At 70.1% G+C, this 13,319-nt stretch carries 10 protein-coding genes; 4 read left to right on the top strand and 6 right to left on the bottom strand.

From position 1 onward, the window contains the following. Positions 1-8: 8 nt before the first annotated feature. Positions 9-641 (bottom strand): phosphoribosyltransferase, encoded by a 633-nt coding sequence (locus RJ05_RS20050; RefSeq protein ID WP_036539311.1) that lies wholly within the window; start codon positions 639-641, stop codon positions 9-11. Positions 642-652: 11 nt separating this feature from the next. After that, positions 653-1,507, bottom strand: coding sequence for a carbon-nitrogen hydrolase family protein (locus tag RJ05_RS20055; RefSeq protein WP_051016754.1), 855 nt, complete (start codon positions 1,505-1,507; stop codon positions 653-655). A 62-nt stretch (positions 1,508-1,569) separates the two neighbouring features. On the opposite strand from RJ05_RS20055, the gene RJ05_RS20060 reads away from it, so the two are divergent. Together RJ05_RS20060 and RJ05_RS20065 are read left to right on the top strand one after the other, a co-directional pair. After that, a complete protein-coding gene (locus tag RJ05_RS20060) occupies positions 1,570-3,372 on the top strand; it encodes a DEAD/DEAH box helicase (protein WP_036539313.1) in 1,803 nt (600 codons plus the stop codon). 117 nt (positions 3,373-3,489) lie between these two features. Beyond that, positions 3,490-7,260 (top strand): AAA domain-containing protein, encoded by a 3,771-nt coding sequence (locus tag RJ05_RS20065; protein ID WP_036539315.1) that lies wholly within the window; start codon positions 3,490-3,492, stop codon positions 7,258-7,260. A gap of 216 nt (positions 7,261-7,476) precedes the next feature. Here the strand turns inward: RJ05_RS20065 and RJ05_RS20070 are convergent, their stop codons facing one another. Beyond that, on the bottom strand, positions 7,477-8,664 hold the full coding sequence (locus tag RJ05_RS20070; protein ID WP_081597433.1) for an amino acid deaminase/aldolase: 1,188 nt from the start codon (positions 8,662-8,664) through the stop codon (positions 7,477-7,479). A gap of 45 nt (positions 8,665-8,709) precedes the next feature. Next, the gene (locus RJ05_RS20075; protein ID WP_228801427.1) at positions 8,710-9,186 is read right to left on the bottom strand and encodes a TetR family transcriptional regulator; all 477 of its coding nucleotides are present in this window, start codon (positions 9,184-9,186) and stop codon (positions 8,710-8,712) included. A 384-nt stretch (positions 9,187-9,570) separates the two neighbouring features. Between RJ05_RS20075 and RJ05_RS20080 the strand changes: the two genes are divergently transcribed. Beyond that, entirely contained in the window at positions 9,571-10,317 is a 747-nt protein-coding gene (locus RJ05_RS20080; RefSeq protein ID WP_036539319.1) for a tyrosine-protein phosphatase, read from the top strand. A gap of 9 nt (positions 10,318-10,326) precedes the next feature. Here the strand turns inward: RJ05_RS20080 and RJ05_RS20085 are convergent, their stop codons facing one another. After that, positions 10,327-11,619, bottom strand: a complete 1,293-nt coding sequence (locus RJ05_RS20085) for a class I adenylate-forming enzyme family protein (RefSeq protein ID WP_051016755.1) — start codon at positions 11,617-11,619, stop codon at positions 10,327-10,329. A 134-nt stretch (positions 11,620-11,753) separates the two neighbouring features. Then, positions 11,754-12,548: an enoyl-CoA hydratase/isomerase family protein gene (locus tag RJ05_RS20090; protein WP_036539321.1), complete on the bottom strand. Its 795-nt coding sequence runs from the start codon at positions 12,546-12,548 to the stop codon at positions 11,754-11,756. Between the two features lie 50 nt (positions 12,549-12,598). Here RJ05_RS20090 and RJ05_RS20095 point away from each other — a divergent pair. Then, a partial coding sequence (locus RJ05_RS20095; protein WP_036539324.1) for a glutathione S-transferase C-terminal domain-containing protein occupies positions 12,599-13,319 on the top strand: 721 nt, incomplete at its 3' end.

Genomic DNA, 13,319 nt, shown 5'->3' on the forward strand with positions numbered 1-13,319 from the left:
ATCTCGGTCTAGACGTCGGCGCGCAGCAACTCGGTCACCTCGTGGTCGGCGAGCTGATGGAAATCGCGGTAGGCATTGCCGACACCGCCGAGGCTGGGCGGAACGAGCGGGCAGACCACGTCGTCGGCTTCGAGCGCGACCCGGTCCATGGCTTCGGCCGAGGCCACCGGCACCCCGACCACGATCTGCTCCGGCATCCGCAGCCGCGCGACCCGGCAGGCCACCAGCATGCTGGCGCCGGTGGCCATGCCGTCGTCGACGAGGACGACGGTGCGGCCGCCCAGCGGGATCGATTCGCGGTCGCCGCCCCAGACGGCCCGGCGGCGTTCGAGCTCGGCGCGTTCGACGGCTTCGATCTCGTCGACCCGTTCGCGGGTCAGCCCGGTGTGCGCCAGCACGTCGGTATTGATCACCCTGGCGCCGTCCTCGCCGATCGCGCCGACCGCGAGTTCGGGCTGCCACGGCACGCCGAGCTTGCGCACCAGCAGGATGTCGAGATCGCCGCCGATCACTTCGCGCACCGCGGCCGCCACCGGCACGCCTCCGCGGGGCAGACCGAGCACCAGCGGATTCGTCGCGTGCAGGTAGGACAATCTCTTACCCAGCGCGCGACCGGCGGCGCCACGATCGCTGTACACCATTACTTCGAACGCTACTCCGCCACGCGCTCGACGACCTCGAATCGCCGCAGGTCCAGACTCGGGTTGGCCAGCCGCACCTCGCGCACCCGTGCGAGGTCGGCGGTCGCGACGAGTACGCCCGGTTCCTCGCCGAGGGCGGCGAGGACGACGCCGGCCGGGTCGACGATCATCGACGACCCCGCGCCCCGGTGCGCACTCTGATCGGCGGCGGCCACGTAGACGGTGTTCTCGATGGCGCGGGCGCGCAGCAGCGTCGTCCACTGCTCGACCTTGCCCGGCCCGGGGATCCACTGCGCGGGCAACAGCAGTACCTGCGCGCCGGCCGCGGCCACCCGGCGGCAGCCCTCGGGGAAGCGCAGATCGAAACAGGTCTGCAATCCGAAGGTGAGCTCGCCCACGGCGAATATCGCCGGATCGGCCACCTGCCCCGGCCGCACTACCTCGGATTCGCGATGGCCGAAGGCGTCGTAGAGGTGCACCTTCCGGTAGTTCGTGAGCAGGGTGCCGTCCGGTCCGAGTGCCACCAGCGTGTTGTGAATGCGGTTCTCGCCTGGTGCGGTGGTCTCGACCACACCGGCCACCAGATGCACCCGGTAATCGGCCGCGATCGCGGCGAGCCCGGTGACGAACGGCCCGGTCAGCGGCTCGGCGACGGCAACGACCCGGTGATCGAGCTTGCTCACGGCGAACATCGAGTACTCCGGAGCGACCACCACCTGCGCCCCGGCCTCGGCGGCCTCGCGCACCCGCTCGCGCAGCTGACGCAGATTCTGCGAAGGCTCGGTAGAGGGCGCGAACTGGACCACCGCGACCTCCACGCGCCCGGACCCGGTCGCCGCCGTCGCGGCCGTGTTCTGCGGTTGCATAGGTCTCACCGTATTGGCCCGGTGGCCGGGACAGCCACCAGGAGGCAGTAAACTGCTGCTCAATGAGCACAAATCAGGTCGACAGCGTTTCCAGCGACGACGAATCCGCCGCCGCGGGCGGCGATACCAGCCCTGTCGACCCCACTTTCGCCGATCTCGGCATCGATGACCGCATTCTGCGGGCCATCGCCGATGTCGGCTACGAATCGCCGTCGCCGATCCAGGCGGCGACGATCCCGCCGCTGCTCTCCGGCGCCGACGTCGTCGGTCTGGCGCAGACCGGTACCGGCAAGACCGCCGCCTTCGCCATCCCGATCCTGATGGGGCTCGAGGCCGCCGGTAAGGCGCCACGCGCGCTGGTGCTCGCGCCGACCCGCGAGCTGGCCATCCAGGTCGCCGAGGCCTTCGGCCGCTACGCCACGCATATCCCCGGCCTGCATGTGCTGCCGATCTACGGCGGTCAGAGCTACGGCGTGCAGCTGTCGGGCCTGCGGCGCGGCGCGCATGTCGTGGTCGGCACGCCCGGGCGCGTGATCGATCATCTGGAGAAGGGCACGCTCGACCTGTCGCAGCTGCAATATCTGGTGCTCGACGAGGCCGACGAGATGCTGAAGATGGGCTTCCAGGAGGACGTCGAGCGCATCCTCGCCGACACGCCCGCCGATAAGCAGGTCGCGCTGTTCTCGGCCACCATGCCCGCGGCGATCCGCAAGATCTCCAAGCAGTACCTGAACGATCCGGTCGAGATCACCGTCAAGGCCAAGACCTCCACCAACGTCAACATCACCCAGCGCTGGGTGCAGGTGTCGCATCAGCGCAAGCTCGACGCGCTGACCCGCATCCTCGAGGTCGAGTCGTTCGAGGCGATGATCATCTTCGTGCGCACCAAACAGGCCACCGAGGAGCTGGCCGAGAAGCTGCGGGCCCGCGGTTTCTCCGCCGCCGCCATCAACGGCGACATCGCCCAGGCCCAGCGTGAGCGCACCATCGGCCAGCTCAAGGCCGGCACGCTCGACATCCTGGTCGCCACCGACGTCGCCGCCCGCGGCCTCGACGTGGAACGCATCTCGCATGTGGTCAACTACGACATCCCGCACGACACCGAGTCCTATGTGCACCGCATCGGCCGCACCGGCCGCGCGGGCCGCTCCGGTGAGGCGCTGCTGTTCGTGGCCCCGCGCGAGCGGCATCTGCTCAAGGCCATCGAGCGCGCCACCCGGCATCCGCTCACCGAGATGCAGCTGCCGAGCGTCGACGACGTCAACGCCCAGCGTGTCTCGAAGTTCGGCGACGCCATCACGGAGAACCTCAACTCCGCCAACCTCGCGCTGTTCCGCAAGCTGATCGAGGAGTACGAGCGCGAGCACAACATCCCGCTGGTCGATATCGCGGCGGCGCTGGCCGTCGGCTCCTACGACGGCGACAACTTCTTCATGGAGCCGGAACCGGAACCGGTCGAACGCCCGCAGCGTGAGCGCGCCCCGCGCCGCTTCGAGGAGGAGCGGGCCGGCGGCGGCGCGTCCCGGCACCGGGCCACCGGCGCGGAGCTGGCCACCTACCGGATCAGCGTCGGCAAACGGCACCGGGTGGTCCCGGGCGCGATCGTCGGCGCGATCGCCAACGAGGGTGGACTGCGACGCAGCGATTTCGGCCATATCAGCATCCGCCCCGACCACAGCCTGGTGGAGCTGCCGGCGAATCTGCCGCAGGAGACGCTGGAAGCGTTGCGGCGCACCAGGATCAGCGGTCAGCTCATCCAGTTGCAGCTCGATCAGGGCCCGCCCGGACAGCGTTCGTTCAGCCGCGGACCGCGCCGCGACCGCGACGCGGGCAAGCGTTACGAGCGGCGCAAGCCCCGGTCCTGACGCCACGCCGGGGCCGGGCAGGCTTCGGCGCGACCGGACCCGCTGGCTAAGGTGTTGCCGTCCGGTGCGCAAGGAAGCGCTGACCGGTGCCGGAGTCCGGGCACAGGAGGGCCGCGTTTGTTCGTGTTCGGTGATCGTGTCGTCAGCACCGCCGCAGACCTCGCCCGCGCCGCGCGGTGCGAATTCGCGATGCTGCACGCCCTCGACGCCGATCTGGGCACCGCGAGTGACGCGCCTGCCGCGACCCCACCGCCGGGATCGGCCGAGGCGGACCGTCGGGCCGAACGGGCCCTGATGCTCGCGCGGCTGCGGCGCATACACGGCGCCGATCTCGTCGAGATCGGCGGGTTCGTGGAGCAGACCGATCTGGATCGCGCGGACGGCGATGTCGCCGCCGCGCTGACCACCGCGCACGCCGAAACCCTTGCCGCACTGCGAGCCAAGGCGCCGGTGATCGCGGGTGCGGTGTTCTTCGACGGCGAATTCGCCTGCCGCGCCGACTTTCTGGTACGCGCCGAGCACCGGGTGCGCTATCGGGTGCACGGCGTCACCGGCGAGGACTTCGCGATCGCCTCGGCGCTGGAACTCGCCGGCTGCGCTGCGGCGATCGAGGCGGCCGGGATCCCCGTCGATCCGCTGATCGCGCAGTCACACCGCGGCCGGACCCATACGCTGCCATTGGCCGAGCTGCTTCCGGTGTATCGCGCACGCCGCGCACGGGTCGGTCACATCGTGGACGAGAAGCTCGGCGAACTGCTGCCCGCCCAGTGGGGCGACCCGCGCTACCTGGCCTGCGGACGCTGCCCGGTGTGCGTGGACGCGCTCACCGCCGCCCGCGATCTGCTGCTGGTGGCCGGGATGAGCGGCACCGCGCGGGCGCGGCTGCGCGAGTCCGGCATCGGCACCATCGACCGGCTGGCCACGACGACGGGTCCGCTGCCGTCCCTGCCCGAGGTGGGACCGCGCACCCTGCTGGGGCTGCGCAGGCAGGCCGAGATCCAGCTGCGCCCAGACGATTCCGGCCGGCCCGCCCATACCGTCATCGATCCCACCGCGCTCGGCGCACTGCCGGTCCCCACTGCCGGCGACCTCGCGCTCACCATCGACACCGCACCCGCCGGCACAGGTGCGGCGCCGACCGGCGGGCGCGTCGACCCGGCGACTCACCTGCGCGTCGAGCTCGCCGACGCCGACGGCGTCCAGTTGTCGCTGCTGGTTCCGGCGACACTCGACAGCGTCCGCGCCGAGACCCGGGCACAGCAGCGCGCCGCGCTCGACGAGGTGCTCGATGCCATCGCACAGCGTCGCCGCACGCATCCCGAACTGCATGTCTTCCACTACACCTCGGCGGTCCGCTCGGCGCTACTGTGCGCGGGCGGCCGGTTCGGTACGGGCGAAGAGCTGATCGACGAGTTGCTGCGCGGCGGCGTCTTAGTCGACCTGTATCCGATCGTGCGTAGCGCGCTGCTGGTCGGCGTCGACTCGTACACACCGGACCGGCTGCGCTCGCTGCTGCCGGATGATTCGGAGTTGCCCGCAACTGCCGGCCACGACTGCGTCACCGTGCTGCGGCTGCGCGATTGGCTGCTCGACCGCGCTGCCGAGCAACACATCGCACCGACCGCGCGTGCTGCCGAGCGCCACCGGAGCGTCTCGGCGGAACCGCTCGCCCGGCCGACTCCATTGGAAGCCGCGCTCGCCGAATTCGCCGAGCGCGTCCCACCGGCCACGCACACCGCCGCGAGCGCGGTTGCTACACCTGCTGTTCCGGCCGGGCCCGGCGAGCATGTCCCGGCGGCTACCACCTCACTCCCGCAGGCCCGTGCCGCGGCAGGAACTCCGGGCGACCCCGATACAACCGTGCCGGTCGGCGACAACAGCGGTGATGCACCGGCGGGTTCCCTCGGCTTCGCGGCCGTCGAGAACGCCGGAACCGCTGCCATCGTCAACACCGGCACCGCGTCCGTCGAGTACACCACTGCCACGTCGGACGCGATGCCCGACCTGCGGGGCGAATCCGCCGGGCAGCAGGCACCGGCGCCCGGCTCGGCGAGGCAACGGACAGACGCCGAATCCAGTGCACGCCACGTCGCGTCGCTGATGGCGGCGGCCTTGGGATACCGGCGCCGGGAACGGCAGCCGCTGTGGTGGGCACATGCCGATCGGCTCACCCATCCGGTGGACGAATGGCCGGAGGCGCCCGGCGTGCTCGTCGCCGAGTGGGGCACCGTCGACACCAAATGGCACATCGGCCCCCATGGGGACAGCATGCGCCGATTCATCACGCTGACCGGACGGATGGGTGCCGGCAGCGGGCTGGCGCCGGGCACGGCGGTCTACACCTTCTACGACCGTCCGGTGGCCGAGGGCATGGTCGCGGCAGCGGGCACCCGCGCGACGGCGACCGCCACGGTGCTCGGTTGCTCGGTGGACGCCGAATTCGACGACACCGTCAGGCTCGAGGAGCGCCTGCCCGCGGGCTGCGCCCCGTTCGACGATCTGCCCGCCGCCATCGCCCCCGGCCTGCCCACCGCCGACACTCATGTGGACGCCGCGATCGAACACCACGCCCAGCAGCTGCTGGTAACGCTCCCGCGGATCCCGGCGGGCGCGATCTTCGACATCCTCGCCTGCCACCCGCCCCGGCTCCGCGGCGGTGCGCCGCTGCCTCGGGTGCACGGTGATTTCGCCGCCGCCATCACCGAGGCGGTGCGATCGCTCGACGATTCCTATGTGGCCGTGCAGGGCCCGCCCGGCACCGGGAAGACGGTGACCGCGGCGCGAGTGATCGAGCGGATGGTCACCCGGCATCGTTGGCGGGTCGGTGTGGTGGCGCCGACTCCGGCGATCGTGGAGAACCTGCTGGACGCGGTCGTCGAAGTCGGCGTGCTGCCGCAGTTGGTGGCCAAGAAGGATGTCACGGTCCCGGCGCCCGAATGGGCCGTCATCGACGCCGGCCGGTATCGGCGTTTCCTGGACAACGCGATCAACGGCTGCGTGATCGGCGGCGCCCCGGCCGATTTCGCCGACCCGGAGCTGGTGCCGTACCAGGATCTGGACCTGCTGGTGGTCGCCGACGCCGGGCGGTTCCCGCTGGCCGACGCGGTCGCGGCCGCGGCGAGCGCGCGTAACCTGCTCGTCATCGGTGACCCTGTGCCCGCACCGGCGACCGCACCGAGCGTCCCGTTCGCGCCCGCCGAGCGCACCGGCGCGGCCCACCCGGAACCGGTCGGCGAGTCGGTGCTCGGCCGGCTGATCGACGGCCGCGACACGCTGCCCATCGAGCGCGGCTATTTCCTGGACCGCACCTGGCGCATGCATCCGAAGGTGGCCGAACCGATCTCGCGGCTCTACTACGACGGCAGGTTGCGTGCCAGCGATACCGTGACCCTTGCCCGCAGGCTCGCCGATACCGAGCCCGGCATCGACTCCGTCCTGGTCGAGCACCACGGCAATGCGACCGAGTCGGTGGCCGAGGCCCGCGAGGTGGTGCGCCGGGTGCGCGCGCTGCTCGGCCTGACGTGGACGATCGGAGCGACGACGCGGCGGCTGCATCCGCACGACATCTTCGTCGTCACCCCGTATCGCGCTCAGGTGGCGCGGATCTCGACGCTGTTGGCCCGGGCGAAGATCGACGATGTGCTGGTGGGCACGCCGGAGTTGTTCCGCGGCCGGGAGGCGGCCGTGGTCATCGTGTCGCTGGCGACGTCGAGCCCGGCCGACGCACCGCACGGGCTGTCGACGTTGATCTCGCGCGCGCTCGTGCAGGGCGCGCTGTGCCGGGCGCTGTGGAAGGCGATCATCGTCCGCTCTCCGCTGCTGACCGAGTACCTGCCGAGCACACCGGCGCAGCTGACCGAGTTGTCGCGTTTTCTGCGCCTGGGGTGAACCGAGAGCGGGCTCCGAATTCCCCGTCGCACATACCGGTTGGGAGTACCCGTATAACGTGCGGGACATTGCTATCGCCCCGGTCGGCTACGGATCAGCGAAATGCAGGCACGTGCCGATCAATTATTCAAACCAGTCGGTTTTGTATTGCGATGGTGTAATTGCCGACTACTACAGCCGGTAATTCTCGGCCCCGTTTTCGGGCATATCCCCCGCTCAGCCGAAGCATTTTCCTTCGCCGCGATAGGTCGGCACGGTGATGCGCCCGCCCTCGCCGTCGACCAGATGAATGCGGTCGAACCGCTCGCACAACTCGCCGGCCTTGGCATGGCGCATCCACACCCGATCGCCGATGCGCAGGTGGGCGGCACCGGTCAGCGGAGTCTGCACCTCACCCGCGCCCTCGGTGCCGATCAACCGTAAACCGATGGGCCACACCGGCTTCGGCACCCGAGACGCACCGGCCGGACCGGAGGCGATATAGCCACCGCCGAAGAGGGTGGCGATCCGGTCGGTCGGCTTACGCACCACCGGCAGCGCGAAGAACAGCGACGGCGTGGCACTGAACGCGCGATAGTCGTCGAACAACGTCGGCGCGTAGAACCCGGATCCGGCGGTCACCTCGGTGACGACCGCGTCGGCCGTGCTGACCTCGATCGATCCGGTGCCGCCGCTGTTGACGATCTGCAGCGACCCGGCCACCGATCGCACCGCCTCCACCACCGCACCGCGGCGACGGCCGATCTCGGCGGCCGAGGCCTTCTTCACCAGCCGCACCGCGATATTGCTGTCGGGCAGGCCGGCGATCTGGGCCTCGTAGGTCATCACGCCGACGACGTCGAAACCACGGCCGAGCGCCGCCTCCGCCAGCGCGGCGGCCTGTTCGGGGCCGCGGATCGGCGAGCGCCGCACCCCCAGATGCAGCGGCCCGATTCGCAGGGAGGCGTCGACATCGAGGCACACTCGCGGATGCACGGCATCACTGCCGACCGCCGCACGGATGAGGTCGAGCTGGTCGACATCGTCGATCATCAGGGTGATCGCATCGCGCAGCACCGGATCGGCGCCGAGCTCGGCCAGCGCGGCGCGGTCGGTCACGGGGTAGCCGAGCAACACATCGCGCGCGCCGAGCCGGACCAGCCAGATCGCCTCGGCCAGCGAATACGACATGATTCCGGCGAAGCCACCGGCGGCGGTCAGCCCGGCGCCGAGAACCTCTTCGAGGACGGCGCGGCAGCGCACGGATTTGCTGGCGACGCGGATGGGGACGCCACCGGCGCGGCGCACCAGGTCGGCGGCATTGGCGCGCAGGGCGGTCAGGTCGAGGGCGGCGAGGGGCGGCTCGAGGTCGGCGGTGGCGGCGTGCAGCCCCGCGATCGGCGACGTTTCGGTCACCCCAACCACTCAACCATGCAACTGGTCAGGCGTCCAGTACTGCGCGGATACTGTCTACAGGTCGGCGGCGCGGGTCGCCAGGCTGGATACCAGGTCGTCGAGCACCACCAGGATCGTCTCGTCGTCGCGGTCGGCCAACCAGCGCAGCACCGCCCCTTGCAGCACCGAGACGACGTAGGCGGCGATGGCTTCCACCGGCTCGAGCCACTGCGCACCGGCATGGCGGGCGCACATCTCCAGGAAGACGACGGCCTCGGCGTCCATGTCCCGGAACAGGGTGGCCCCGGCGGCGGAATCGGTCTCGGTCTCGCCGTCCCAATGCTCACGCAAGCGCTGGACGGCCTCCTCGTAGGCCTGCAACTGCTTGGCCGGGGTGGCCTTCACCAACGGCCAGTACGCGCTGAAACCGGCATGCAGCAGCACTCGCAGTGCGCGCACACCGTGCATATCGAGCGAAGCAGCCGCATTCTCGACTGCCTCGCAGACGGTCGGCCGCAATCGGGCCTCCACCAATTCTCCACGTGCGATCAACGACGACTCCCTCGGCGAACACATCTCGCGCACCTCGTCGGCCGCGATTCACCGCCTGGTGGGCACTTGTCGGGAAAGTGCAGCCCATCCAGGCAGCGCTCATCAATGGTAGAAGGTTTTCAGGGTTTAAGAACTAGTTCCATGGGTAAATTCAGACTAAAAGATTGTTTTGTTACCTAAACGGAACGCTGTCGAACTCTTCCGCGCTGCGCTGGAATCGCTTCCGCGAACATCACTCTCGCCCCTCCCCGGCTACGGCACAAAGCATCGTTCAGCGTACGACATGATCGACTCCGTGACCCGCGGACTGTGGCCGAACACACAGTTGGACCTCGCAAAACGGACATGTGGCCGCCGTCGCCTGACGACCGTTAGCCTGAGCAAGTGACTCTCTCGCCCCTGGCCGGCCACCTGCGGATCCCCGGCACCTTCAACTTCCGCGACCTCGGCGGCCTGCCCATCGCGGGCGGCGGCACCATCCGGCCCGGCGTGCTACTGCGCTCGGCCCAGCTGAGCAGCCTGGACGAGGCCGGCCACGCGGTACTGCGCGAACTCGGTGTGCGCGCGGTGCACGACCTGCGCGGCCAGCCGGAGATCGCCAAACACGGGGCCGACCAGCTGCCCGACGGCATCCGACTCATGGTCACCCCGTTCGACGCCGATATGGGCGAGGCACCCCCACACGATCCGGCGACGGGCGCGGCGAAGGCGCACATGATCGAGGTCTACCGGATGTTCCCGGCACGCCCGGAGGCACACGCGGCCATCCTCGCCCTCGCCGAATCGGTCGCGGGCGGCGACGGCGCGGTGCTGGTGCATTGCGCGGCGGGCAAGGACCGCACCGGCTGGGCCGTCGCCATGCTGCTGCACGCGGTGGGCGTCGAGGAACAGGACGTGTTGGCCGACTACCTGCTCAGCAACTCAGCGGTCCCGGTGCTGAAAGCGATGCTGACCGACAACCTCGGCCCCGACCACGTCTTCTCCGACGATCTGCTCGGCGTGCGGGAGGAGTACCTGCGCAGCGGGCTGGACTCGGTGCGCGAGCTGCACGGCGATATCGAACGGTATCTGGCCGCCATCGGCCTGACCGCCGAGCTGCGCGCGCGACTGCGCGAACGCCTGGTCGGCTGAACGGGCGGGTTACGCGCTGCGCCGGACCAGACCGTCGGCGCCGATGGTGACCTGATCGCCGGTATGGAACCAGGTGCCGGTGAAACGTGCCGCGGTGGCCTTCGGGTCGTTCCAGTAGCGACGGGTGACATTGGGGCCCCGGCACAGCAGTTCGCCGTGACCATGCCCGGCGTGCGGGCCCCACAGCGCCAATTCGGTACCGCCGAAAGGCAATCCGAGCACCGCCGGATCGGCGGGCGAATCGTCGACGGCGAGCCCGATGCCGCTGGTCTCGGTGGCGCCCCAGACCGCCCACTGGCGCGCGTCGGGGAACACGGCACGCACTTCGTCCGCGTCGAGCCCGGCCGTGGCGCGCTCGGCGCGATGGCCCGCGGTGCTGATGCGCGCAACGCCCTCGGTGCGCAGCCCGTCGGCGCGGTCGGCGGCCAGCTCCGGCAGCAGGGCACCGAGGATACGCGGGGTAGCGGCGATCATGTCGATGCGTTCGGCGGCAAGGATTTCGGCGAGCCGTCTGGTATCGGGTGCGAGCACAACGGTGCCGCCGACGGCGAAGGTGGGCAGCAGCTGGTCGACGCAACCGCTGGCGTGCGCCAAGGGCAGCAGCACCAGGTTGCGTAACCCGTCGGTGGGCAGATCGAGGGCGGCGACCACCGAACGGATGGCCGAGAGCAGGTTCTCGTTGGTGAGCTCCACGCCTTTGGGCAGCGTCGGCCCCGGGGCCGCGCCGCTGGTGTAGCAGAGCAGGGCGAGGTCGTCGAGGGCCGCACCGTCATCGATGAAGGCCGCACCGTCGGGCAGTTCGGCCTCGACGACACCGCCGGATCTGGTCGAACCGCAGCCGCGGCCACCGGAGCCGAGCACGAAATCGGCGCCGCTGTCGGCGATCACGCGCTCGGCGACCGCGGCCGGTAGCCCGTCGTGCACCAGGACCGGCACGGCGCCGCTGAGAAGTGCGCCCAGGAACGCCTGCACCCAGCGCGCGCCGACCGGCAGATGGACCGCGACCCGGTCGCCGTAGCCGATGCCGTGCTCTTGGAGGCCGCCCGCGATCCGCGAGGCCGAATGCCACAGCTCGCGGTAGGTGAGCCGGGGCCCGCCGACCTCGACCACGGCCTCCCGATTGGTGAAGGCATGCACCTGGAGGTCGAGCAGTTCGGTGAGGGCGGGGGTGAGGTTGCCGTAGCGCAGCACGCCGTCGGCGCCGCGGGCCAGCGGATCGCCTGCCCGCTGCCCGGCCGGATACTCGACCAGCAGGCCGGCCGCCCCGTCCTCGTCCACACTCGGCCCGATGAGCCTCGTCATGCCGTCTCTCATCGGACCTCCGCGTGCTTCGAACCGTCAGGCACTGTGACTATATGACGCAGATCACAAATTCGCGGTCGGAGTCGGCGAATGTTTCCGTGTCGTCATCCGCACACGTCCGGGACCTGGGCGGATCAGCGTCCGGTATAGGTCGCCTTACCCGGACCGAGTTCCAGGAAGCTGCGCACCGCACCGCGCAGGTCTTCGGTGGCGAACAGCTCACCCGACACCTCGGGCGTCACCGAATCGGCGTGCGCCACACCGCCCGAACGCCAGGCCTCGACGATCTTCTTGGTCGCCGCATGCGCGCGGGTCGGTCCCTGTGCCAGCCGGTGCACCAGCGCCGTGGCGGCCGCGTCGAGGTCCTCGTGCACCGCGTTCACCACGCCCCAGTCGGCCATGGTCGCCGCGTCGTAGAGATCGCCGGTCATCACCAGCTCACGGGCCCGGCCCGAGCCCGCGCGCTCGGCCAGCCGCTGCGGACCGCCCATCGACGGCGTCAACCCGACAACGATCTCCACCAGACCGAACTTCGCCTTGGGCGCGGCCAGGATCAGATCGCAGGCCAGCGCGATCTCGAAGGCGGCGGTAAGGGTGAGGCCGTGCGCGGCGAACACCACCGGGCACGGCAGCGACTCGAGCGGATGGCAGATCCGAGCGAACAGATCGCGCCACAGCTCGGCGCCCTGCTCGACCGTCAAGCCCTCGAAGGTGTGCACGTCGACCCCACCCGAGACGACCTTGCCCTCCGCACGCAACAGCAGCGCGCGCGGCGGACGCGCGGTCAACTCGGCGATATCGGCGACGAGGGCATCGAACATGGCCTGGTCGAACAGATTCAGCGGCGGACTGGCCAGCGTCAGCGTCGCGACCTCGGCTCCGTCGCCGACGATCTCGCGTTCCAGTCTGGTGGGTTTCGTGTCACTCATCCGGCCAGAGTAAAGCCCTGTGCCCGGCCCGGATCTGCGAGACTGTCAGTGTGACGAAGGCGGAATCGGAGGCAGGCAGCTACGTCGAGCCGGGCGAGTTCAAGCGCGACACCAACTACATCACCACCCGGATCACCGCGGACGGCCGAGACGGCTACCCGGTGGCGCCGGATCGATACCGGCTGGTCGCCGCCCGCGCCTGCCCCTGGGCCAACCGCACGCTCATCGTGCGCCGCCTGCTCGGGCTGGAACAGGTCATCTCGCTCGGGCTGTGCGGGCCCACCCACGACAAGCTGAGCTGGACCTTCGATCTCGACCCGGGCGAGGTCGATCCGGTGCTCGGCATCCACCGGCTGCGCGACGCCTACCTGGCCCGCTTCCCGGATTACCCGCGCGGGATCACCGTGCCCGCCATGGTCGACGTGCCGACCGGCCAGGTGGTCACCAATGACTACGCCCAGATCACCCTGGACTTCTCCACCGAGTGGACCGAGTTCCATCGCCCCGGCGCACCGCAGCTGTATCCGCCGCAGCTGCGCGCGGAGATCGACGAGGTCAACCAACGGGTGTTCACCGAGGTCAACAACGGGGTCTACCGCTGCGGATTCGCCGGCGCCCAAGATGCCTACGACGCCGCCTACGACCGGCTCTTCACCGCCCTCGACTGGCTCGGCGACCGGCTGGCCGGGCAGCGCTATCTGGTCGGCGACACCATCACCGAGGCCGACGTGCGGCTGTTCACCACGCTGGTCCGGTTCGACGCCGTCTACC

This window comes from Nocardia cyriacigeorgica NBRC 100375, from assembly GCF_000308555.1.
GTDB classification, from domain to species: domain Bacteria; phylum Actinomycetota; class Actinomycetes; order Mycobacteriales; family Mycobacteriaceae; genus Nocardia; species Nocardia cyriacigeorgica.